We start from the raw sequence: 22236 nt of genomic DNA, 5'->3' as shown, positions 1-22236 counted from the left end.
TCAAAGCGCGAAATCCCGGCCGCCACCAGAATGACGCGCTACACCACCGCCTGACAGCACCACCGAAAGCCCCCACGCCATGCCCGCTCCCGTCACCAGCGCCCACCGGCTGATGTATCCGGCCGCGTCCCTCTTCGCCGCGCTGGCCGTTCCGCTGTGGCTGGCGCAGATCGGCGGCCTGCTGCCGCTGGGCTGGTCCCCGGCGATCCATGCCCACGAGATGACGCTGGGCTATGCGCTGGCGGTGGTCGGCGGCTTCCTGATGACCCGGCTGTCGCGCCCGATGCTGGCGGCAGCATTCCTGTCCTGGCTCGCCGGACGGCTGGCGCTGCTGGCCGGATTGCCGGTGGCGCTGGCCCTGCCGATTGCCTTCGCCTATCCCGTTCTGCTGTTCATTGTCGCCGGCCTGCCGTTCCTGCGCACCAGCCGCAGCGGCCACAATGCGGTGTTCGGCCCGCTGATCGGCGCCTTCCTGGTCGCCGAAGGGCTGTTCTGGGCGTCGCAACTGGGCCTCGTCCAAGGCGTCGGCCAGCCGGTCGGACTGCTGCTGATCGCCACGCTGCTGCTGACCATGGGCGGGCGCGTCATCCCCGCCGCGACCGCCGGCGCCCTGCGCCGGCAGGGGATCACCCTGACCCAGCGAGTCCAACCGAGGCTGGAGGCGATGGGCATCGCCGGCGCCGCCCTCTGTCTGCTGTCGGCCGCCACCGGCCTGCTGCCATTGCTGGGTGGCGCCGGCGCTGCGATGACCGGCACAAGCGCGCTCCTCCGTCTCGCCCGCTGGAAGCCCCATCGCCTGCTGCGCCGGCCGGAGATCGCCAGCCTGCATCTGGGCTATCTCTGCCTCGGCGCCGGCTGGCTCCTGGTGGCTGGCGCTGCGCTGTTCGACCTGCCGCCCGCTGCCGGCTGGCACATGCTGGGGATCGGCGCGCTCGGCATCCTCGCCAGCGCCATGACCATCCGCACCACCCTGCAGCGGGAGGCGGAGCCGGAGCGCTTCCCGCCCGCCGCCACCGTCGCCGTCGCGCTGATGGCCAGCGCCGCCGCTCTCCGTGTGGCGGCGGTCTGGATGCCGTCGATGCCCCTGCTGACGGCCGCGGCGGGCTTCTGGACACTCGGCCAGCTTTTGACCGCCGCAGTGCTGCTCACCCGGCCCAGACGGGCAGGACGATGACGCCGCCCCCCTGAAAGGCTGTAAGTTCTTAAAGATTTTTCTTGGCCGTCATCCCCGCGTTCGCGCTACGGGATGCACACAACTCAGACCGATATTAAGCCTCTGGAATAAAAGGTACTTTGCGTCATCCCCGCGAAGGTGGGGATCCAGGAAACTCCGCAATGAAGCGGCTGAAACGGCTGGATTCCCGCCTTCGCGGGAATGACGGCCGAGGGAGGCGCATGATGAGAGCCGATGCAAGGCGGTTCAAACCTGAAGCGTTTCTCGCCAGCAGTCATAACCCCTCACCCCCGCTGCCAGATGCCCTTGCCGGGCAGCCGCTCACGGTCATGCGGACGGTCGAAGTCCAGCGCCGGCCCCTTCGGCACGATCAGCGTCGGGTTGATGGCGGGGTTGGTGTAGTAGCCGGCCTTGATGTGGTCGATCTTCACCGTGTCGCGGATGCCCGGCCACTGGTACAGCTCGCGCAGGTAGGCCGACAGGTTCGGGTAATCCTCGATCCGCCGCAAATTGCACTTGAAGGCGCCGTGATAGGCGGCGTCGAAGCGCACCAGCGTCACGAACAGCCGCCAGTCGGCCTCCGTCAGATGCTCCCCGGCCAGATAGCGGCTGGCCGACAGATGCTGCTCCAGCCGGTCGAGCGTGGCGAACAGCCCGTCGAACGCCTCGTCGTAGCTGGCCTGCGACTTAGCGAAGCCGCAGCGGTAGACGCCGTTGTTGACGCTGGCATAGACCGCCTCGTTCCAGCGGTCGATCTCCGGCCGCAGCGGTTCGGGATAGAGGTCCAGCCGGTTGCCGGTCAGCCCATCGAAGGCGCTGTTCAGGATGCGGATGATGTCCGCCGATTCGTTGTTGACGATCCGCCCCTCCTGCCGGTCCCACAGAACCGGCACCGACACCTTGCCGGTGTAGGTCGGGTCGCTCGCCGTATAGAGGCTGTAATGGTGGCGGAAGCGGCCGATGCGCGGTCCGCCGTCCTGCTCCTCCGCATAGACCCAGCCATCCTCGCCCAGCACCGGCTCGGCTACCGACAGGCCGATCACCCCCTCCAGCCCCTTCAGCGCGCGGAAGATCAGCGTACGCGAGGCCCAGGGACACAGGTAGGAGACATACAGGTGATAGCGCCCGGCCGCCGCCGGCAGGGTAGAGCGCCCCTCCGCATCCGGCGCGCCGTCCGGCGTGATCCAGTCGCGGAAGCGGGTCGGTTCACGGTGGAAGGCGCCGCCCTTGATCTCACTGGCCGCGATGTCGCCCTTCACCCAAACGCCGTTCACAAGCTGCGGCATCGCGGTCTCTCCTGTCGATGTGGCCAATATGCGAAGGGGCCGGCGAACCGGCCCCTCCTACTCTGCAACAGCCGAACGCTGCCGGCGATCAGGACTTGACCGCTTCGACCTCGATCAGCAGCTGGATGTCGTCGCCGATGGCCGGAGCGCCGTACTTCATGCCGAACTCGGTGCGCTTGACCGTGCCGCGGGCGGAGAAGCCGGCGGTCTCCAGCTTGCTGGCCGGGCTGACGCCGTCCTTGTTGAAGGTGACGTCCAGCACCACCGGCTTGGTCACGCCCAGCATGGTCAGGTCGCCATGCAGCTTGCCGGTCTTGTCGCCGGTCTTCTCGATCTTGCTGCTCTTGAAGGTCATCTTCGGGAACTCCTTCGCATTGAAGAAGTCCGGAGAGCGCAGATGCTCGTCACGCTTGGCGTGGTTGGTGTCGACACTGGTGGTGTCGATGGTGACGTTGACCACGCTCTTCTCGACGGCGTCCTTATCGAAGGTCACGTCGCCGCCGACCGTGTTGAAGCGGCCGATCACGTTGGAGAAGCCGACATGGTTGACGATGAAGGCGACGGCCGTGTGCGCCGGGTCGATCTTGTAGCTGACCGGGGCGGCGAAGGCGGGGGCAAAGGAACCGGCAGCGGTCGCGGCGAACAGGGCGGCGGCGAACAGGGTCTTCTTCATGAACGGAACTCCGAAAAAACAGGATGAATGGAGGAAAGGAAGGATCAGTAGGGCGACGCTTCGCCGCCGGTCAGCGCATAGGCCGCACCGATGGCGACCAGCGCCGGAAGGACTGCGACCACCGTGACGGCGGCCGACGAGGCGGCACGGCCGATCAGGCCGTCACCCCGGGGAAGGAAGCGGCGGACATGGCCGGCGAACAGGGCGGGCAGGGCCAGCAGAAGCACCGCGGCCTGGGTCTGGGTGAACAGGGCCAACACGGCGGCCAGCAGCAAAGCGATGCCGGTCGCCACGCGCCCCGACAGGCCCCAGCCATGGCGCTCCACCGGCCAGTTCCACAGCAGGAACGCGCCGGCCGACGCCGCCAGCGCCAGCGCCATCTGGGCGATGGAGGCCGACGAGCCGATCAGCGCGGTGCCGCCGACCGCCAGCGCCAGCGCCAGCAGCGAGGCGGCCGGCGCCGTCGGGCTCTCGGCCATTTCCGAACCGCGGGCAAAAGCGACCCACGCCGCGGTGCCGAGCAGGACCAGCACACTGACGACCGCCGCCACGGAATCGAGCGCCGGCAGGGCGATCCACAGCAGCGAAGCGGCCAGCCAGACCGCCAGCACCACCGAAGCGACCCGCCCGCGGACGCCCACCGCATCGGCAACCACACCCAGCAGCAGCCCGGCGGCCGACGCCCAGAACAGCTTGCCCATGCTGGACGGCGGCGGCAGGGCCGGCAGGCCGATCACCAGCGCGAAGACGACCAGGAAACCGGCGGCGATGCCGGCCGCCGCCAGCGAACGGCGCAGCAGGTGCAGGACGCCGACCAGGATCAGCCCGACCAGCAGGGGCAGTACGCTGGATTGAACGAAGGGGTCTTGAAGCAGCTCGGACATGGGGGGACAGCCGGGTCTCGATAGGGTGGCGCAGGTTGCGCTTGGTCATGACCCTAACCTGTGCTCTGATAAGCGCGAATTCAGGAGATTTGCAAAAAGCATCTGCAGAAATGAGCGGGAATAAATGCTAAGTAGCAGCAATTGGGACGATCTTCGCTTTCTGCTGGCCGTGGCCCGGCATGGGTCCTTGTCGGCGGCGGCGCGCGTCCTGGGGGTGAACCACAGCACCGTTCTGCGCCGGGTGACCGCGCTGGAACAGGCGATGGGCGCCCGGCTGTTCGACAAGCTGCCCGGCGGCTATGTCCTGACCGCGGCCGGCGACGAGATGCACCGGGTGGCGCAGAAGATGGAGGAGGATTTGGCCGCCGCCAACCGGCTGCTGTCCGGCCGCGACACCCGGATCAGCGGCAGCCTGCGCGTGACCACCGTCGACATCCTGACCCTCTACATCCTGCCGCGCCACATCGCCGCCTTCCGCCGGCTCCATCCCGAACTGCGCGTCGATCTGGTGGCGGCGGAGGCCTCGCTCAGCCTGACCAGGCGCGAAGCCGACGTGGCGATCCGCGCCACCAGCAGCCCGCCGGAAAACCTTGTCGGCCGTGCCGTGTCCGGCCTCGCCTTCGCCGTCTATGGCGCCGCCGCCTGGCTGGACGCGGCGGACAGCACCGGCGATTTCGACCGCCACCCCTGGGTCGGGCTGGACGAGTCCTTCGACCACACCAACCTCGCCCACTGGATGAAGCGGACGGTGCCCGAGGCCTCCGTCGGCTACCGCGTCAACTCGGTGGCGGGCGCGGTGGAGGCGGTGCGGGCCGGCATCGGCCTTGGCCTGCTGCCCTGTGGCGTGGTCGACCGCGACCCCGCCTTCCGCCGCATCGGCGATCCGGTGCCGGAGGCCGACGCCAAGCTCTGGCTGCTGACCCACGAGGATCTGCGCCACATGGGCCGCGTCCGTGCCTTCCTCGACTTCATGGCCGACGCGCTCACCCGAGAGCGCGACCTGCTGGAGGGGCGTTGTCCGTTGCCAATCTCCCTCTCCCTCCCGAAATCCCCCTCTCCCCCCCGGGCTCCCTCTCCCCCCCGGGGAGAGGGGGATGCATAGCGAGGATTCTCGGGCAGGCACGCCGCGCGTCCCCCTCACCCTAACCCTCTCCCCGGGGGGGAGAGGGGATTCCACCGGCGCCGCGAGACGCAGGCATCCCATAACCCGCCCGATGCGACCCCCGCCGCCGGGTCGACCAAGTAAACTGCGGATCGTCGACGATCAGGTGCCGGTGGTCCGACAGCCGGTTGCGCTCCAGCCAGCCGACCGTCGCCTCCAGCTCCGACAGCGTCATTTCGGAACGCGCCTTCTTCATCAGCCGCTTCAGCACGGCGTTGTAGATGTGGTAGCCGGTCGGCCCCTCGGCGACGAGATTGTTGTCCTCGTCCTCGATCACCTGCGCGGCGACCAATTGGCCGATGCGCTGGCGCAGGTGATGCTCCGCCGCGCTCGGCGTCAGCGGCAACTCCCCTGGGTCACGCCCCTGCGCCCCGAAGTCCGGCCCAGGCGCCACCACGGCGAAGCTCAGCGCCGTCGCGTTGGATTCCAGCGGGATGATCTCCGGCTCCCGCTCCGCCGACCGTTCGAACGGCAATTCCTGCTGCGGTCGGCGGGTCTTCACCATGGCGCGGGTTCCCTGCTGGGTCTCCACCATGGTGCGGAACTGCTCGAACAGCGCGTCGGAGGGGTGGTAGATCAGCGCCCGCTGCCGGTCATAGGGGCCGCCATGCGGGTCCACCCGCGTCGCCCGCGCGATCGCCTGCTCCAACCAGGGGCGCGATCGGATGTGCGTCAGGCAGGCGACATGGGTGATCGACGGTGCGTCCAGCCCCTCATAGGCCATGGCGACGGAGACCAGCACCGCCGGCTCGGGGCGCAGCCGGAAAGCCGCCACCACCTCCTGCGCGTCGCGGCACTCGGAAATGGCGAGCCGCGCCATGCGGCCAGCCTGCGCCTTCGGCATCCAGCCTTGCAGCGTCTCCAGATAGAAGCGCGCCGTCCCCTGATCGGGCGCGATCACCAGCAGCTTGCCCAGCCCCGCATCGTCGCGCCCCGCCGGCAGCTTCAGCTCCGCTCGTCGCTTCGCCCGATGCTCCCGGCAGGAGCGGTAGGCCTCGCGCAGCATCGCCTGGGCGAAGCCGGTGCGCAGCGCGGTGAACAGGGCGTCGCGCGTGTTCTCCCCCGCCTTCGACAGCGCATCGACCCAGCGGTTGGTCCGCTCCGCATCCAGCCAGGAGGCCGACCCGTCCATCGCCCCGAAGGTGACCGGCAAAATCGCCTTTTCCGCCAGCGCCTGCCGGCGGGAATAACCGACCACCGCCCAGCCCGGCGCCTTGAAGTCGATCTCCCGCACCTTGCGCGTCCCCTGCGGCGCGCGGTAGGGCAGCCACAGGATCGGCCGCCCGTCGGCGCGCTCCAGCGTCCCGCTCATCAGCAGCCGGGCCGACGCATTCTCCAGCAGCGGCAGGATCGACCGGCTCCAGGCCGTTTCCTCCTCCACCGCCGCCATGCGGTCGGTGTCGAACACCGCCGGCAGATGGTGCAGCTCGTCCACCGCCAGCAGATAGCGGTGACGGCGGAACTCCTGCAGATGCAAATCCGGCGCGGCGGCCACCGCCTGATATGTGGTGATATAGCCCTGCAATCCGCGGCAGAGGTCCCGCCCGTTCTCCGCCGCCCGCAGGGCGATATTGTGTCCCAACAGCTCGCGCCAGCGCGGATCGACGAAGGCCTCCTCCGCCTGCTGGCGCAGGCTGTCGCGCGGCACGATCCAGCAGACGCGGTCGATCCGCCCCGCCTTGTGCAGCGCCGCCGCCATGATGACCGGCAGCAGCGACTTCCCCCCGCCGGGCGTCACCGCCGCCAGAACGTCGCGAACCTCCGTCTGCTGCTGGCCGATGGCGTTGGCGATGGCGCTGACCAGTTGCTGATGGGTTCTCAGCTGCGGCATTCCACCCTGCTGGCTGTGGCACGAGGGAGGAGCAAGCCTAAATTCCCGCGAGTCCCCCAGTCATGGGTGCAATCGAAGGTGTCGAACCCCATCGGGAGTAGCGCAGTCCCCGGTCGGGGGCAGCGATTCGCGCCGCCTAAGCCCTATGACGACGACCGACGGCAGCATACTGACGTACGCACCTTAACGCCCAGTACGGCAACAGGCTCAACATCGGCGCGGATCGGCCAAAAGGCAGAGCACCAGCGGCACCTCCGTTTTTGAGTTGCGTACCTCAAAACGCGGGCATATGTTCGCGTCATGAACAATCAAGTCAACGATGCACCCCTGACCCTGCGCGACGTGGCCGCTGCCGCCGGCGTCAGCCTGGCCACCGCCGACCGGGTGGTCAACGGCCGCCCCGGCGTCAGCGCCAAGACCGCGACCAAGGTGCAGGAGGCGGTGCAGCGCCTGGGCTTCCGCCCGTTGGCTGCCGCGGCGGAACTGGCGCGGGCGCGCTCCTGGCGCTTCGCCGTGGTTCTGCCCGGCGGCGGCAACCGCTTCATGATGGACATCGCCGACAACATCCGCGCCCAGGCCGATTGGTTCCGCGCCCGCCGCATCGGGGTGGAGATCGTCGAGACCGACGTGTTCGACGCCGACACCCTGGCGGCGGAGCTGGCGACCCTGCCGGGCCGCTTCGACGCGGTGGCGCTGGTGGCGCTCGACCATCCGCGCATCCGCGCCGCCATCGACGATCTGGTGGAAGCCGGCATGGCGGTGGTGACGCTGGTGTCGGACGCGCCATCGTCGCGGCGCCAGCATTATGTCGGCATCGACAACATCGCCGCCGGCCGCACCGCCGGATCGCTGGTCGGCCGCTTCCTCGGCCCCCCGCGCAATGGTGAGGCTGGCGGCTCCGTCGGCATCGTCACCGGCTCCGGCAGCCTGCGCGACCATGCCGAGCGCCGCTTCGGCTTCGGGCAGGTGCTGGCGGAGGAATATCCCCACCTCACCCGCCTGATCCCGGTGGAGGGCCGCGACGATCCCGAGCGCAACCGCGATCTGGTCCGCCGCATGCTGGCCGACACCCCCGATCTGGTGGCGATCTACAACACCGGCGAAGGCTCGGTCGGCATCGGCGAGGCGCTGGCCGAGGCCGGTCTCGCCCGCAAGATCCTGTGCGTCGGACACGAGCTGACCCCCGCCACCCGCCGCATGTTGCTGGACGGCACCTTCGCCGCCCTGGTCGCCCAGGATCCGGGGCACGAGGCGCGCTCGATGGCGCGGGTGCTCCATGCCCTGGTCACCGGACAGGAAATCGTCGCGGCGCAGGAACACATCCGGGTCCAGGTCATCCTGCGCGACAACCTGCCCTGAACGACATCAAAGCCCGACGGGCATCAGAAAAGGTCGACAGTCATGTTTCTCGGGATCGACATCGGCACGTCCAGCATCAAGGCGGTGCTGACCGACACCGACGGGTCCGTCGCCGGCAGCGCGTCCCGCCCCTGCACCGTCTCCCGTCCCCATCCCCTGTGGTCGGAGCAGGAGCCGGAGGATTGGGTCGCCGCCGCCATCGCCGCGGTCGACGAACTGGCCGAACGCCAGCCGGCGGATCTCGCCGCCGTCGCCGGAATCGGCTTCTCCGGCCAGATGCATGGCGCGGTTCTGCTGGGCGCCGACAACCGGGTGCTGCGCCCGGCCATCCTGTGGAACGACGGCCGCTCCCACCGCCAATGCGCGACGCTGGAGGAAACCCTCCCGACGCTCCGTTCCATCAGCGGCAACATCGCCATGCCCGGCTTCACCGCCCCCAAACTGCTGTGGGTGGCGGAGGAGGAACCGGAAATCTTCGCCGCTCTCGCCAAGGTCCTGCTGCCCAAGGCCTATGTCCGCTGGCGGATGACCGGCGCGATGGTGGAGGAGATGTCGGACGCCTCCGGCACGCTGTGGCTCGACGTGGCCCGCCGCGACTGGTCCGACGATCTGCTCGCCGCCACCCGCATGACCCGCGCCCACATGCCGGATCTGGCCGAAGGCTCCGACGCCGTCGCCCGGCTGTCGCCCGAATTGGCCCGCCGCTGGGGCATGCCGACGCCGCCGGTGGTGGCGGGTGGGGCAGGGGATTGCGCCGCCAGCGCCGTCGGGCTCGGCGCCATCACGCCCGGCGACGGCTTCCTCAGCCTCGGCACCTCCGGCGTGGTGTGGCGGACGACCGACCGTTTCCTGCCCAACCCGGCGATGGCGGTCCATGCCTTCTGCCACGCGCTGCCCGGCGTCTGGCACCAGATGGGCGTCATGCTGTCGTCGGCCGCCTCGCTCGCCTGGGCCGCCTCCACCCTCGGCGCGCCGGAGGCGGAACTGCTGGCCCCCCTCGGCGACGCGGTCGACGGCCCGTCGCCGGTCGCCTTCCTGCCCTATCTGTCGGGCGAGCGCACCCCCCACAACGACGCCACCGTCCGCGGCCTGTTCGCCGGCCTGTCGGCGGAGACCGACCGCAACGCCATGGTGCAGGCGGTTCTCGAAGGCGTCGCCTTCGCCTCCCGCGATAATCTCGTGGCACTCGGCGAAGGCGCCGGCGCCCCCACCTCCCTCGACCTCGCCGGCGGCGGTTCCCGCTCCCGGCTGTGGGCGCGCATCTGCGCCGACGCGATCGGCGTCACCATCCACCGCATCGAGGACGGCGAGGTCGGCGCCGCGCTCGGCGCCGCCCATCTCGGCCGCATGGCGGCGACCGGCGAGCCCCCCGCCACCGTCTGCCGCAAGCCCCGTCGTCTTGAGACCTTCACCCCCGATCCGGCCCGCGCCGAGGCGTACAGCCAGGCCTGGCTGCGCTGGCGCCGGCTCTACCCCCTTGCCAAGGAGTTCGCGTCTTGAGCACCGCCTCTTTCTTCGGCGACCTGTCCCCGGTGGCCTATCGCGGGCCGGACAGCCGCGACCCGCTGTCCTACCGCTGGTACGACAAGGACCGCGTGGTGCTGGGCAAGCGGATGGAGGACCATCTGCGGCTGGCCGCCTGCTACTGGCACAGCTTCTGCTGGCCGGGCGGCGATCCCTTCGGCGGCGAGACCTTCCAGCGCCCATGGATGCGCCCCGGCCTGGACCCGATGCAGGCCGCGCGCGCCAAGGCCGACGTCGCCTTCGAGATGTTCCGCCTGCTCGACATCCCCTTCTTCTGCTTCCACGACCTCGACGCCGCCCCCGAAGGCGCCACGCTGGCCGAGAGCACCGACAACCTGAAGGCCATCACCGAGCTGTTCGCGGCGAAGATGGAGACCGCCAAGGTCCGGCTGCTGTGGGGCACCGCCAACCTGTTCTCGCACCGCCGCTACATGGCCGGCGCCGCGACCAACCCGGACCCCGACGTCTTCCTCTATGCCTGCGGTCAGGTCCGCGCGGCGCTGGAGGCCACCCACGCGCTGGGCGGCGCCAACTACGTCATGTGGGGCGGCCGCGAAGGCTATGAGACGCTGCTGAACACCGACCTGAAGCGCGAGCTGGACCAGATGGGCCGCTTCCTGGCGATGGTGGTGGAGCACAAGCACAGGATCGGCTTCGACGGCCCGATCCTGATCGAACCGAAGCCGCGCGAGCCGACCAAGCACCAGTACGACTTCGACGTCGCCACCGTCTACGGCTTCCTGGAGCGCTATGACCTGCTGGCCGACGTGCGGGTGAACATCGAGCAGAACCACGCCATCCTCGCCGGCCACAGCTTCCAGCACGAGGTGGCGCTGGCGCTGGCGCTGGGCATCTTCGGCTCGCTCGACATGAACCGCGGCGACGCGCTGCTGGGCTGGGACACCGACCAGTTCGCCAACGACATCGGCGAGCTCACCGTGGTCATGCACGACATCCTGAAGGGCGGCGGCTTCACCACCGGCGGCCTGAATTTCGACGCCAAGATCCGCCGCCAATCGCTCGACCCGGCGGACCTGCTGCACGGCCACATCGGCGGCATCGACACCTGCGCCCGCGCCCTGCTGCAAGCAGCGCAAATGCTGGAGGACAGCGCCCTGACCAAGCCGCTGGCCGAACGCTACGCCGGCTGGGACAGCGCGGAGGGGCAGGCGATCCTGTCCGGCAAGCGCGACCTCGCCACGCTCGCCGAACGGGCGCTGTCCGGCAACCTCACCCCCCAGCCGCGCTCCGGCCGGCAGGAGTATCTGGAGAACATCGTCAACCGCTACGTCTGAGAAGGGCACATGACATGCCCTCTCCCGCCCCGGGAGAGGGAGGGGACCCGCCGAAGGCGGGGAGGGTGAGGGGGAATGCAAGAATCCTGAACCGCACGGCTCCGTGCCTAACCCCTCACCCTTCCCACCGCTTCGCGGCGGGCCCCTTCCCTCTCCCGGGACGGGAGAGGGAGGTGATGCCCGCTCCACTGCTCTCATCCATCAACAAGGCCGCCACCCCAGGACGGCCATACAGGGAGGAAACACGATGAAGCACCGCCTCACCGCAACGGCCGCCGGCCTGTTCCTGACGCTGGCCGCCGCCACTACCATGACCTCGACGGCGGCGCTCGCCGCCGGCACCACCGTCGGCGTGTCCTGGTCCAACTTCCAGGAGGAGCGCTGGAAGACCGACGAGGCCGCGATCAAGGCCGTCATCGAGAAGGCCGGCGGCACCTATCTCTCGGCCGACGCCCAATCCTCGCCGGCCAAGCAGCTCTCCGACATCGAATCGCTGATCTCGCGCGGCGCCAATGCGCTGATCATCCTGGCGCAGGACAGCGACGCCATCCGCCCGGCGGTGGAGAAGGCCGCCGCCGAGGGCATCCCGGTCGTCGGCTATGACCGCCTGATCGAGATCCCGTCCGCCTTCTACATCACCTTCGACAACAAGGAGGTCGGCCGCCTCCAGGCGCGCAGCGTCTTCGCGCTGAAGCCCAAGGGCAACTACGCCTTCATCAAGGGCAGCTCCACCGACCCCAACGCCGACTTCCTGTTCGCCGGCCAGATGGAGGTGCTGAAATCCGCCATCGACCGGGGCGACGTGAAGAATGTCGGCGAGGCCTACACCGACAAATGGCTGCCGGCCATCGCCCAGCAGAACATGGAGCAAATCTTGACCAAGACCGGCAACAAGGTCGATGCCGTGGTCGCCTCCAACGACGGCACGGCCGGCGGTGCAGTGGCCGCACTGGCGGCGCAGGGCTTGGCGGGAACCGTGCCGGTGTCGGGCCAGGACGGCGACAAGGCGGCGCTGAACCGCATCGCGCTCGGCACCCAGACGGTTTCGGTGTGGAAGGACGCCCGTGAACTCGGCCGCCGCGCCGCCGAAATCGCCATGGAGCTGGCCGGCGGCAAGAAGATGACCGACATCGCCGGCGCCACCAGCTTCGACGGCGGCCCGAAGAAGCAGAAGATGACGTCCCTGTTCCTCACCCCCATCGCCATCACCAAGGACAACCTCGGCCAAGTCATCGACGCCGGCTGGGTGACCAAAGACGTGGTGTGCCAGGGCGTGAAGCCCGGCAGCGTCAAGGCCTGCAACTGATGGCGGAGCCGTCCACCACCCTGTCCCCGGCGTCCTCGACGGAGGCGCCGGTCGGACGGCGGGCCGGCATCGGCGACGCCCTGCGCGCGCTGGAGCTGGACACCCGCATGGTCGGGATGATCGGGGCGCTCGCCGTCGTCTGGATCGGCTTCGACATCCTGACCGGCGGCGCCTTCCTGACCCCGCGCAACCTGTGGAACCTGTCGGTGCAGACCGCGTCCGTCGCCGTGATGGCGACGGGCATGGTGCTGGTCATCGTCACCCGCAACATCGACCTGTCGGTGGGGTCCATCCTGGGCTTCACCGGCATGGTCGTCGGCGTGCTCCAGGCCCGCCTCCTGCCGGAGATCTGGGGCTTCGACAATCCGCTGACCTGGGTGGTGGCGGTGCTGGCGGCGATTGCCGTCGGCGGAGCGGTGGGGGCGCTGCAGGGCGCCGTCATCGCCTATCTCGGCGTGTCGTCCTTCATCGTCACGCTGGGCGGGCTGCTGGTCTGGCGCGGCGCGGCATGGTGGGTGACGACCGGCCAGACGGTGGCGCCGATGGACGGGCTGTTCAAGCGGCTGGGCGGCGGCTTCGACGGCGCCATCGGTGCCGGTCCCAGCTGGGCGGTCGGCATCGCCGCCATCCTGCTGTCGGTCGCCGCCATCGTGATGACGCGGCGGCGCCGCGCCGGTTTCGGCTTCCCCGTCCGGCCGCTGTGGGCGGAAGGGGTGGTGATCCTGCTGGTCGCCGCCGCCATCACCGGCGCCGTGCTGGTGGTCAACGCCTATCCGCTCCCCATCCCGGTGGTGCGCCGGATGATGGAGGCGCAAGGCCTTGCCACCGACGGCACCCTGCCGGTCGTCGCCCACGGCTTCGCCATCCCGGTGCTGATCGCGCTGGCGGTCGGCGTGGCGGTGACCTTCCTGTCGCGGCGCACCCGCTTCGGCCGCTATGTCTTCGCGCTCGGCGGCAACCCGGAGGCGGCGGAGCTGTCGGGCATCAACACCAAACGGGTTCTGGTGATGGTGTTCGGGCTGATGGGGGCGCTATGCGGCCTGTCCGCCTGCATCGCCACCGCCCGGCTGAACGCCGCCACCAACGCCAACGGCACGCTGGACGAGCTGTATGTCATCGCCGCGGCGATCATCGGCGGCACCTCGATGGCCGGCGGTGTCGGCACCATCCTGGGCGCGATGCTCGGCGCCATGGTGATGCAGTCCTTGCAGTCCGGCATGGTGCTGCTGGGGGTGGACGCGCCGATGCAGAACATCGTCGTCGGCGTCGTCCTGGTCGCCGCGGTCTACATCGACACGCTCTATCGCAGGGGGATGAAATGACCGGCCTTGTCATGGCGGCCCCCCAGGCCGCCCAAACCGCGACCCGCCCGCTGGTGGAGATGCGCGACGTCTCCATCGCCTTCGGCGGCATCAAGGCGGTGGACGGCGTCAGCATCGACCTCTATCCCGGCGAGGTGGTCGGTCTGCTCGGCCACAACGGCGCCGGCAAATCGACGCTCATCAAGATCCTGTCCGGCGCCTATGCCGCCGACCATGGCGAAATCCGGGTGAACGGCGAGCCGGTCCACATCACCAGCCCGCGCGACGCCAAGCGTTGCGGCATCGAGACGATCTACCAAACCCTCGCTCTGGCCGACAATGTCGACGCCGCCGCCAACATCTTCCTGGGCCGCGAGAAGCTGACCCCCTGGGGAACGCTGGACGACCACGCGATGGAAGCGGAGGCGCGCAAGGTGATGGGCCGCCTCAACCCGCATTTCCGCCGCTTCAAGGAACCGGTCAAAGCCCTGTCCGGCGGCCAGCGCCAGTCGGTCGCCATCGCCCGCGCTATCCATTTCGATGCCCGCGTCCTGATCATGGACGAGCCGACCGCAGCATTGGGACCCGCCGAAACCCAGCAGGTGGGCGAGCTGGTGAAGCAGTTGAAACAGGAGGGCATCGGCATCTTCCTGATCTCCCACGACATCCACGACGTGTTCGATCTGGCCGACCGCATCCATGTGATGAAGAACGGCAAGCTGGTCGGCACCGCCCGCGTATCGGATGTGACCAAGGACGAGGTGCTGGGCATGATCATCCTCGGCAAATGCCCGCCGGGCGCGGTGCCCGGACCGGGGGCCGCCGCCTGACCCCCGGGCGCCGGAGCTGCCCCCCTATTGCGGCGACCGCGCCTGCCACAGCAGGAACTGCTCGAACAGCTTCTCCGCCTGCTGGGGCGGGACCCCGCGCTGTTCGACGAAGCTGCGGAACTCCTCCTTCCGCGCGGCGGCGGTCTGCGGCTCCTTCGCCGCCGATGCCTGACGCAGCCACTGCTCGGCCGGCTCGAAGCGGGTCCAGCCGGGCACGTCCGCCGCCAGATTGACCTCCTTCCATTTCGGATGGCGCGGCGGCTTCAGGAACTCGTCGAACTTGCTGAAGAAAGCGTCGACGAAGCGGGCGACCTTGCGGTGGCGGTCCACGTCACGGTCCCAGCCATAGACCGCCATCACCGCGCCGACCGCCACCGTGTCCACCTCTTCGCCGGGCTTGATCAGCCCCTCATAGTCGGCGCTGGTCAGCCGCGACGGCAGATAGGTGTCGAGCAGCGCGGCGCTCATCGGGATCGACAGGAAATGCAGCCCGTCATTCCCCTTCAGGTCGCGGAACAGCCGGGTCGGCTTGCCGGCGACATAGGCCATCGCCGCGATCTCGCCCCGGCGCAGCTTTTCCAGGGCCAGGGCCTGATCGTCCGCCTGCGGCTCCACCCGGATGCCCAGCATGTCGAAGACCAGCGAGGCCGTCATGCTGGTGCCGCTTCCCTGCACGTCGAAATTGACCTTGCGGCCCGCCAGATCCTCGATCCGCGTCACCCCGGGACCGGCGAGGATGTGCATTTCCTCGTTGTAGAGCTTGGCGATGTATTTGATCCGCCGGTCGAGATTGGGCAGAATCCGTTCGCGCTTGGCATAGGCGAGAACGTCCGACTGCACGATGCCGACGTCGATCCCCTTCAGCAGCACGATGTCCTTCAGGTTCTGCACCGACCCCTTGCCCAGCATCGGCAGGACGCGCAGCGTGTCGCCGTCGTCCAGCACCGACGCCAGATCGGCGGCGATGCGCACATAGGTCCCCTCGACGCCGCCCGACACGATGCCGACGGTCCCGCTGTTGGCGTTGACGCCGCGCGCATCGGCGGCCGACGCCGTGCCGGCCCCCGCCATCGCGCTGCCGGCGATGCATGCTCCCAACACGAGCATGCGGCCAAAATGAAGAATATGGGCGACCGATGCCTTCATGATGCTCCCCCTCGATGGCTCCGCCTGCGCCCGGCTATCTGGATTTGCCGGCGAGCCAGTCGGTCAGTTTCTTCAATTGCTGTTCGGCGTCGCCGCTGCCGGCGGCGACCGCCCGCCGGTACCAGGAGGCCGCCTGCTCCGGATCGGGCGGAAGCCCGCGGACATGCAGCCGCTCATGGACCAGCGGATCGTGGGTCCGGCCGAGCGCGAAGGCGGCCTTCGCGTTGCCGGTGGCGGCCACCATCTCGTAATAGAGCCGCGCCCCCGCCAGATCGCCCTGGGCGAACAGATCGTCGCCCCGCTTCATCAGCGCCGCCTCGGGCACGCCCGACGGCAGCTTGGGCGGGCGCGGCGCCGCCACCTCGTGCCGCTGTTGTGGCGGCGGCGAGGGCGGGGCCGTCACCGCCGGCGCGGCCGGAAGGGCGGCGGTGGTGACCGGCGGTTCCGGCACCGGCGGCGCGGCGACAGCCTCCTGAACAGCGGCCGGCACGGTCACTTCGGGGACGGCGTCAATCTCCCGATCGGGCGATTCGACGGGTGCCGGATCTGGTGCGGCCTCCGCCACGGCTTCGCTTGGCGGCGGTTCCGGCGGCGACGGTGACGCGACGCTTCCCGATCCCACCGGCCCCGTATCCGGCCCGGTCGCCGCCCTGGTCTGCTCCACGGTCTGGGAAGAGCCCCCTTGCGCCGGCGGCGTGTCCGGCACCGAAGATTCGGCGGCGGCGACCGTTTGGGAGACCGGGATCGCCAGGGTCACCGCCTGTTTGGCGACCACGCCGCCGCCATGGTCGGTCACCGCCGTGATGCGCAACGTCACCGGATCGGAGCTTTCCGGCGGCAGGGTCAAGGTCAGGTCGGGCAGCCCTTCCAACTGCACCTTCCACGCGCCGTCCGCGCCCCTCTCACCATTCGAAAGACTGGCTTTCGCCGGCAGATTGTCGATCAGCACATAGGTGATCGCTTCATGCTGCGGGTTCGGCTGGCCATAGGGGGCGGTGACGGCGATGGACAGCAGGATCGGCTGCCCCGTCCCGCTGGCGGAGGCCTGGGCGGCAACGAACGGCATTAGCCGCCAGTCGGTCTCCGCTCCGTCGCCTTTGGTCCCGGCTCCTTTGGCCTCGTCCCGTTTCGGGATCACCATCGTGCGCGTGGCGACGGCATCCACCGGCGGGGTGGTGGCTGGCTGGGCAATGGCCGGCGGCTTCTCACGCACGACGAGCCAGGAATCCAGCGTGCTGTCCGCGCCGCCCTCCTCCCGGCCATCCTCCCCCTGCGCCATTCCGGCAAGCAGCACGCCCGACCGCCAGGAAACGCCGTCCAGTTGCACCGGCAGCGCCAGGACCGTCAGCACGGCCAGACAGGGGCGTAAGGAGCCCGGACTCTGCGGTCTGGCGTCACCATGCTGAAAACCGCGCAGCAAATCGGTACGATGCAGGAAAGGGCGCAGAAAACCGGACCGCATCTCGCGCATGGCGACATCCTCCCTGACAAAATCCCTCAAGACCAGCCTTGAAGCCGGCCCGAATTTCGGGACTTTTGAAAGATATGCGGCGATGTTTTACGCCGTCAGTTGTTTCGAATTCTTTATTATCTTACCGACCGCTTTAAGGTCGTTTTATTTTAAGATGTAGCGGGGGAAAAACAACCATCCCGTAGAGGGCATTTCCCGCTTTACGGCAAAGGGTGGATTACTTCCTTAGATCCGACTCCGGAGCCGATCGGGCGGCAACCATGCCGGCCGGGCCGGGCGATGCCGGAACGAGGTGCCGACATCGCGCAGATCCGCCTCAGCCGCCCCGACGCGAACCGGCGGGACGGCATTCAATCCGGAATGCTTTTACAGATCACCCTTCGCCCTGGGCGCCCAGCAGGTTGCTGCGGCGGCGGCGGATCTCGACGCTCTGGCCGGGGGTGATGGGCAGGAACTCCCGCGGGCGCTCGTCGCTGCCGGCCAGGGCGCGGAAGGTGGCGGCGTTCGCCTCCTGCACATCGTTGCCGCGGCGGACCTGATCGAGGAACTTCTTGCTCGGCATCATGATGTATTCGATGTCGTTGATGCGCCTGCCATCCTTCGACACCGTCTTCTCGACATGGTCGAGGATTCCCTCCTCCACCAGCGAATCCACGGCCAATGTCACGGTGCGCAGCGTGTCGCGCCGCCGGCTCCACTCGTTCATGCCGCTGTTGTTGATGATGTCGTCGGCCGACAGGATCATCGGCGGCACGCCATCGGGCATCCGCGTCAGGTCGAGGTCGCCATACTCGATGGACAGCCGGTTGTAGAGCCAGCGCGCCACCGGGCTCTTCAGCCGCATGATCCACTGGTAGGAGATCGGCTTGAATTCCAGGTTGCGGATGGCCGAGGCGACCAGCGCGTTGAACTCCAGATAGGTGTCGTTCTCGTCATCCTCGCCGCCCTCGCCGGTACGCGGGCGGATGTAGAGGGTGGGGAAGACCGAGGATTCCAGGACGGGCCGCGCCGACTTGCGGCCGTTCTCCGGCACCTTGCTGATGATCATGCGGGTACGGGCCAGGATCTCCAGCGCCTCGCGGATCTCCGCCGTGTCCATGGTGCGGTTGACCGCCCGCAGTTCCCGCCGGATTTCGTACAGCGAGAAATGCACGCGCACCCGGTCCTGCTTGTCGCCCATCAGCGACAGGCGCGAGCGGTCCATGGCGAGGCGGCGGACCACCTGCTCGACGATCTGCTCGCGCTCCGACGGGAACACCTCGTATTCGACCATGCGCTTGTCGGCCGGATCCTCGCCGGGGCCGGGCTTGGCCGGGCGGTAGATGCGGGCGGGCTGCAGGGTCAGCGAGAACAGGGCATCCTTGAAGGGGAACTCCTTGTGCACCGACTGGACGAACGCATTGGCGGCCGGCAGCTCCGGCTCGGTCCCGCGGCCCTTCGACACGAACACGAATCGCGGCGCCGTGTCGTAAAGCGCGATCATATGGGACTGACTGCGGTCCTCCATCTCGAACAGAGTCAGCTGGACCGCGTTCGCCTTGCTCATGGCTCATCCCTCCTCGCCAACCGCCACGATAGGGGCTGGCGTCGGACGGACGCAACCGGCGGGTCCGAATCGCCGCGAAGCCCTGTGTCCCGTTTGGCCGCGCTTGTGTAGGAATTGCCCGCGCCTGTGTCCCGAATGCCCGCGTTTCGGCCGGATCGTCGCCGCCGGACCGCCCCGGAACCGCCCCGATCGTCCCGAATCGGGAGCGGAACGGCGAAGCGCGAGCATATGGGACAGAGACTCGGGAGCACCCCATCCCCCCGCCAGCACAACGAAACGCGGGCAAATGGGACAGCCCGGATCGCAGCGGACTCCAAACCGCGAGCATTCGGGACACAAGCTTGACCGCATAAGCTGTGGCAGCGGGCGCAAACGCGGGCAAATGGGACCGAATCTCTTCTCTCCCCCGCGAGCCCACGCGATTATCCGCCCGTCCAACCGCGAGCAAGCGGGACAACCCGCCCCCGCCAAACGCGGGCAAACGGGATCGAATCCGATTCGCAAGCCTGCCGCGGCCAAATGGGACCGCATCGCGACCAAAGGCGACACAGGCGCGGGCTGATGGGACACAGCTGCGGGCGAAGGGGACACACCGGACTCGGTCCCATTTGCCCGCGATTCGACGCCCGCGCCGACCGGCGGAATCCTTCGCGCAAGTTCACCGGCCGTCCAGTTGGCTCACTCCAGCTGGCCGCCAGCCGGTTCCGATGCTTTGCGGAGTTTCCCATGTCGCACCCGACACCACATCCGACAGACGGCCATCCCCTCGACACCCGGCGCTGGGGGCGGATTCCGGCATGGTGGCTCGACCACCCCGGCCTCGACGCCGATGGGTTCGCCGTGCTGGCGGCGCTGGCCACCTTCGCCGACGACGGCGGCCTGTGCTGGCCGTCGCAATCGACGCTCGCCGCCAAGCTGAAGCGGTCCCGCCCCACGATCAACCGCATCATCCAGGGTTTGAGCGACCTCGGGCTGGTCGGCATCGAGCATCGCCGCGGTCGTGACGGTGCCCGACTGTCCTGCCTCTACCGCCTGCGCTTTACGCCGGCAGATGCGGACTCGCCGGACATCGCCGCCACCAACCGCCCTGTTCCGGCCGCCGACAGGGATGACTCGGTCACAAACACCCCCTGTCCGCCGGCGAGTCAGGAACAGGTCCATTTCAAACAGATTCCGGACTCGCACGCTTCGGGCGAGCGCACGGACAGACGCGAGCCGGTGGACACACAAACGCGGGCACAGCCGGTTCCGGAGGACTGGATGCCGACCGCCGCCGACCTCGCCTGGGCCAAGGCCCGTCATGCCGACATCGATCTCGGCCGTCATGTCGAAGGCTTCATCCTGCGCTGCCGCGCCCATGGCTACCGCTACCGCGACCTCTCCTCGGCCTGGAGAGCCTGGCTGTCGCAGGACGCCGCCGTCGGCAAGGCACCGGTGTCCCGCGACCGCTCGCCGATAACCCCGTCCAGCCGAACCTCCGCCACCGCCGCCGAACAGCGTCTCACCGCCTGGAGCGCAGCCGCCGCCGAACTGCGCCAGCGTTCCACCCCCTCCTGGTCGTGAAGGGAAAGCCGATGACCGCAAGATCCGGAAACGCCCGCGCTGGAAACTCCCCCTCCGGCAGCGCCACCATCACCGCCCTGCCACGCGCCCACAGCCCCGTCGCGCCGGCCGCCGCCTTCGACCCGGCTCTGCCCGCTCCCCAGCGCCGGATCCGGCTGACCGCCGCGCTGCCGCCGCCGCTTCAGGAGCTTCTGGCCCGGGGCCGCACCGACCGCCGCCCGCGCTTCGGCGAGGATGGCTTCGACGGCATGATCGAGCAGTGGTCTCCCCCCGCCGGCGTCACCGCCGCCCAGTCGGCGCTCGCCCGGCAGACGCTGGAGGAGCTGTCCGCCACCGTGCTGGCTCCCGCCGACAGCGACCATCTGCTCGGTCGCGTCCTGACCCTGCTCAGCCATTTCCCGGCCAAGGGCCTGTCGCCGGATGTGGAGCGGATGATGGCGCTCGACTGGGCCGACGATCTCGGCGAATACCCGGCCTGGGTGATCGACGCCGCCGCCCGCAACTGGCGCCGCAGCCGAAAATGGCGGCCCTCCATCGCCGAGATGCGCGCCCTGTGCGAGGAGATCTGCGCCCCGGAACGCGCCCTGGCCGACCGGCTGCAGGCGCTCGCCGACGCCGCCCCGCGCGAGGCGACCGCCCCGGATCCGCGGTCCTTGGCGACGGGAGCGCTGCGCCGCATGGGGTAAGATCCTTTGCGGTGGAAGCCCCGGATCCGCGGTCCATATTAAGCGGCCCATCCGCTTCATCATGCCGTTCGATGCCCGACAGCTCCTCCCTGCCGCCCCCGTCCGCCGCCCGTTTCGGCTGGTGCTGCCAGTTTGTCCCGCCCGATGGCGACGCCGCCCGTGCCAAGCGCATGAATCCCGGCACCGTCACCATCGCGACGCTGAGCAAGCTGAGTCCCGCCCGCGCCGAGGAAAAGCTGACGGAGGTGCTGCGCCGCAATCTCCAGGCCCTGCACCTGCAGCTGGACGAGGTCGCCCGCCATCCGGCCTACCGCCGCCTGCTGCGCGTCAACAGCGGGCTGCTGCCGGCCTACACCCACGAGGTCGGGCGGCCGCTCTACCAGCAGCCCGGCATTCAGGCCCTGGTGCGGAGCGGGCTGGAGCATGCCGGTCGCAAGGCGATGGAGTCGGACATCCGCATCGGGCTGCATCCGGACCAGTATTGCGTGCTGAACAGCGCCAACCCCGCCACCCTCGCCAATTCGGTGGCGGAGCTGGAATACCATGCCGATATCCTGCGGATGATGGGTCTGGCCGGCGGCTGGCACCCGCGGGGCTCGCACGTCAACATCCATGGCGGCGGGCGCGGGGAGGGGATCGCCGGCTTCCGCCGCGGCCTCGCCCTGCTGTCGGAGGATGCCCGCAACCTGCTGACCGTCGAGAACGACGAGATGTCCTTCGGCCTGGACGACCTGCTGCCGCTGGCCGACGCGGTGCCGGTCGTGCTCGACCTCCACCACCACTGGGTCCGCAGCCAGGGCGAGTATCTGCATCCCGACGATCCGCGAATCGCCGTCGTCATCGACTCCTGGCGCGGGGTGCGGCCGGTCGCCCATATCAGCGTGTCGCGCGAGGATCTGCTGCCGGACTGGCCGGCCGACAGCCTGCCGGACTATGCCGCGCTGGCGGCGCGTGGGTTGACTCCGAAGGATCTGCGCGCCCATTCCCAGCGCATGTGGAACCACGCCGTCAACCGCTTGGTGGCCGACCACCTCTCCTGGGCCGATTTCGAGGTGGAGGCCAAGGCCAAGAACCTCGCCGTCGACGACCTGGAGCAGGACGCCCTGCGCAGCGGCGCCGTGGCCGCCACCAATGGCGGCGGGCTCCCCTGATCGCCGGCCTTGACCCACGGTTGCGCTCAACTACTCTGTGACTGAAGT

Annotated in this window: 18 protein-coding genes; 11 read left to right on the top strand and 7 right to left on the bottom strand. The window is 69.1% G+C overall.

Annotation, left to right across the window (positions count from 1 at the left end; translation table 11 throughout):
* The first annotated feature begins 79 nt into the window (after positions 1-79).
* Positions 80-1174, top strand: a complete 1095-nt coding sequence (locus tag M5E06_RS25575; RefSeq protein ID WP_252140617.1) for an NnrS family protein — start codon at positions 80-82, stop codon at positions 1172-1174.
* A gap of 284 nt (positions 1175-1458) precedes the next feature.
* Here M5E06_RS25575 and M5E06_RS25570 read toward each other — a convergent pair whose 3' ends face one another.
* The 3 genes from M5E06_RS25570 to M5E06_RS25560 form a co-directional block, all read right to left on the bottom strand.
* A complete protein-coding gene (locus M5E06_RS25570; RefSeq protein WP_252140616.1) occupies positions 1459-2460 on the bottom strand; it encodes a glutathione S-transferase family protein in 1002 nt (333 codons plus the stop codon).
* Between the two features lie 88 nt (positions 2461-2548).
* A complete protein-coding gene (locus M5E06_RS25565) occupies positions 2549-3133 on the bottom strand; it encodes a YceI family protein (RefSeq protein WP_252140615.1) in 585 nt (194 codons plus the stop codon).
* Positions 3134-3177: 44 nt separating this feature from the next.
* Complete coding sequence (locus M5E06_RS25560; protein ID WP_252140614.1) at positions 3178-4017, bottom strand: hypothetical protein; 840 nt, start codon at positions 4015-4017, stop codon at positions 3178-3180.
* A 124-nt stretch (positions 4018-4141) separates the two neighbouring features.
* On the opposite strand from M5E06_RS25560, the gene M5E06_RS25555 reads away from it, so the two are divergent.
* Entirely contained in the window at positions 4142-5119 is a 978-nt protein-coding gene (locus M5E06_RS25555) for a LysR family transcriptional regulator (protein ID WP_252140613.1), read from the top strand.
* Positions 5120-5159: 40 nt separating this feature from the next.
* On the opposite strand, the gene M5E06_RS25550 is transcribed toward M5E06_RS25555, so the two are convergent.
* Positions 5160-7010 carry a DEAD/DEAH box helicase gene (locus tag M5E06_RS25550; RefSeq protein ID WP_252140612.1) on the bottom strand — a complete coding sequence of 617 codons (1851 nt, stop codon included), beginning with the start codon at positions 7008-7010 and terminating at the stop codon, positions 5160-5162.
* A gap of 300 nt (positions 7011-7310) precedes the next feature.
* Between M5E06_RS25550 and M5E06_RS25545 the strand changes: the two genes are divergently transcribed.
* The 6 genes from M5E06_RS25545 to M5E06_RS25520 all read left to right on the top strand — a co-directional run bounded on the left by M5E06_RS25545 (position 7311) and on the right by M5E06_RS25520 (position 14625).
* Complete coding sequence (locus M5E06_RS25545) at positions 7311-8369, top strand: LacI family DNA-binding transcriptional regulator (protein ID WP_252140611.1); 1059 nt, start codon at positions 7311-7313, stop codon at positions 8367-8369.
* Positions 8370-8411: 42 nt separating this feature from the next.
* Complete coding sequence (gene xylB / locus M5E06_RS25540) at positions 8412-9869, top strand: xylulokinase (RefSeq protein WP_252140610.1); 1458 nt, start codon at positions 8412-8414, stop codon at positions 9867-9869.
* Positions 9866-11188: a xylose isomerase gene (xylA, locus tag M5E06_RS25535; protein WP_286208981.1), complete on the top strand. Its 1323-nt coding sequence runs from the start codon at positions 9866-9868 to the stop codon at positions 11186-11188. Before xylB ends, xylA begins: the two co-directional genes overlap by 4 nt.
* A 247-nt stretch (positions 11189-11435) precedes the next feature.
* The gene (gene xylF / locus M5E06_RS25530) at positions 11436-12494 is read left to right on the top strand and encodes a D-xylose ABC transporter substrate-binding protein (RefSeq protein WP_252140609.1); all 1059 of its coding nucleotides are present in this window, start codon (positions 11436-11438) and stop codon (positions 12492-12494) included.
* Positions 12494-13816, top strand: a complete 1323-nt coding sequence (locus M5E06_RS25525) for a sugar ABC transporter permease (protein WP_252140608.1) — start codon at positions 12494-12496, stop codon at positions 13814-13816. Before xylF ends, M5E06_RS25525 begins: the two co-directional genes overlap by 1 nt.
* Positions 13813-14625: an ATP-binding cassette domain-containing protein gene (locus tag M5E06_RS25520; protein WP_252140607.1), complete on the top strand. Its 813-nt coding sequence runs from the start codon at positions 13813-13815 to the stop codon at positions 14623-14625. Before M5E06_RS25525 ends, M5E06_RS25520 begins: the two co-directional genes overlap by 4 nt.
* A gap of 24 nt (positions 14626-14649) precedes the next feature.
* Here M5E06_RS25520 and M5E06_RS25515 read toward each other — a convergent pair whose 3' ends face one another.
* The 3 genes from M5E06_RS25515 to M5E06_RS25505 all read right to left on the bottom strand — a co-directional run bounded on the left by M5E06_RS25515 (position 14650) and on the right by M5E06_RS25505 (position 18788).
* A complete protein-coding gene (locus tag M5E06_RS25515) occupies positions 14650-15771 on the bottom strand; it encodes a TAXI family TRAP transporter solute-binding subunit (protein ID WP_252140606.1) in 1122 nt (373 codons plus the stop codon).
* A gap of 34 nt (positions 15772-15805) precedes the next feature.
* A complete protein-coding gene (locus M5E06_RS25510) occupies positions 15806-17242 on the bottom strand; it encodes an SEL1-like repeat protein (RefSeq protein WP_252140605.1) in 1437 nt (478 codons plus the stop codon).
* A gap of 373 nt (positions 17243-17615) precedes the next feature.
* The gene (locus M5E06_RS25505; protein WP_252140604.1) at positions 17616-18788 is read right to left on the bottom strand and encodes a plasmid replication protein; all 1173 of its coding nucleotides are present in this window, start codon (positions 18786-18788) and stop codon (positions 17616-17618) included.
* Between the two features lie 726 nt (positions 18789-19514).
* Here M5E06_RS25505 and M5E06_RS25500 point away from each other — a divergent pair.
* The 3 genes from M5E06_RS25500 to M5E06_RS25490 all read left to right on the top strand — a co-directional run bounded on the left by M5E06_RS25500 (position 19515) and on the right by M5E06_RS25490 (position 22188).
* Positions 19515-20351 carry a helix-turn-helix domain-containing protein gene (locus M5E06_RS25500; RefSeq protein ID WP_252140603.1) on the top strand — a complete coding sequence of 279 codons (837 nt, stop codon included), beginning with the start codon at positions 19515-19517 and terminating at the stop codon, positions 20349-20351.
* An 11-nt stretch (positions 20352-20362) separates the two neighbouring features.
* Entirely contained in the window at positions 20363-21037 is a 675-nt protein-coding gene (locus M5E06_RS25495) for a hypothetical protein (protein ID WP_252140602.1), read from the top strand.
* 71 nt (positions 21038-21108) lie between these two features.
* Positions 21109-22188 carry an apurinic/apyrimidinic endonuclease family protein gene (locus M5E06_RS25490; protein ID WP_252140601.1) on the top strand — a complete coding sequence of 360 codons (1080 nt, stop codon included), beginning with the start codon at positions 21109-21111 and terminating at the stop codon, positions 22186-22188.
* The last annotated feature ends 48 nt before the right edge of the window (positions 22189-22236 follow it).

The sequence above is a fragment of the Azospirillum sp. A1-3 genome, assembly GCF_023806445.1.
Classification (GTDB): domain Bacteria; phylum Pseudomonadota; class Alphaproteobacteria; order Azospirillales; family Azospirillaceae; genus Azospirillum.
Note: the sequence above shows the minus strand (reverse complement) of the source record. Positions and strands in the feature narration are given on the sequence as shown.

Bases quoted from the DNA above. Each gene is read 5' to 3' on its own strand.
- M5E06_RS25575 (WP_252140617.1), top strand. From the start codon at position 80: ATGCCCGCTCCCGTCACCAGCGCCCACCGGCTGATGTATCCGGCCGCG.
- M5E06_RS25570 (WP_252140616.1), bottom strand. From the start codon at position 2,460: ATGCCGCAGCTTGTGAACGGCGTTTGGGTGAAGGGCGACATCGCGGCC.
- M5E06_RS25565 (WP_252140615.1), bottom strand. From the start codon at position 3,133: ATGAAGAAGACCCTGTTCGCCGCCGCCCTGTTCGCCGCGACCGCTGCC.
- M5E06_RS25560 (WP_252140614.1), bottom strand. From the start codon at position 4,017: ATGTCCGAGCTGCTTCAAGACCCCTTCGTTCAATCCAGCGTACTGCCC.
- M5E06_RS25555 (WP_252140613.1), top strand. From the start codon at position 4,142: ATGCTAAGTAGCAGCAATTGGGACGATCTTCGCTTTCTGCTGGCCGTG.
- M5E06_RS25550 (WP_252140612.1), bottom strand. From the start codon at position 7,010: ATGCCGCAGCTGAGAACCCATCAGCAACTGGTCAGCGCCATCGCCAAC.
- M5E06_RS25545 (WP_252140611.1), top strand. From the start codon at position 7,311: ATGAACAATCAAGTCAACGATGCACCCCTGACCCTGCGCGACGTGGCC.
- xylB (WP_252140610.1), top strand. From the start codon at position 8,412: ATGTTTCTCGGGATCGACATCGGCACGTCCAGCATCAAGGCGGTGCTG.
- xylF (WP_252140609.1), top strand. From the start codon at position 11,436: ATGAAGCACCGCCTCACCGCAACGGCCGCCGGCCTGTTCCTGACGCTG.
- M5E06_RS25525 (WP_252140608.1), top strand. From the start codon at position 12,494: ATGGCGGAGCCGTCCACCACCCTGTCCCCGGCGTCCTCGACGGAGGCG.
- M5E06_RS25520 (WP_252140607.1), top strand. From the start codon at position 13,813: ATGACCGGCCTTGTCATGGCGGCCCCCCAGGCCGCCCAAACCGCGACC.
- M5E06_RS25515 (WP_252140606.1), bottom strand. From the start codon at position 15,771: ATGAAGGCATCGGTCGCCCATATTCTTCATTTTGGCCGCATGCTCGTG.
- M5E06_RS25510 (WP_252140605.1), bottom strand. From the start codon at position 17,242: ATGCGCGAGATGCGGTCCGGTTTTCTGCGCCCTTTCCTGCATCGTACC.
- M5E06_RS25505 (WP_252140604.1), bottom strand. From the start codon at position 18,788: ATGAGCAAGGCGAACGCGGTCCAGCTGACTCTGTTCGAGATGGAGGAC.
- M5E06_RS25500 (WP_252140603.1), top strand. From the start codon at position 19,515: ATGTCGCACCCGACACCACATCCGACAGACGGCCATCCCCTCGACACC.
- M5E06_RS25495 (WP_252140602.1), top strand. From the start codon at position 20,363: ATGACCGCAAGATCCGGAAACGCCCGCGCTGGAAACTCCCCCTCCGGC.
- M5E06_RS25490 (WP_252140601.1), top strand. From the start codon at position 21,109: ATGCCCGACAGCTCCTCCCTGCCGCCCCCGTCCGCCGCCCGTTTCGGC.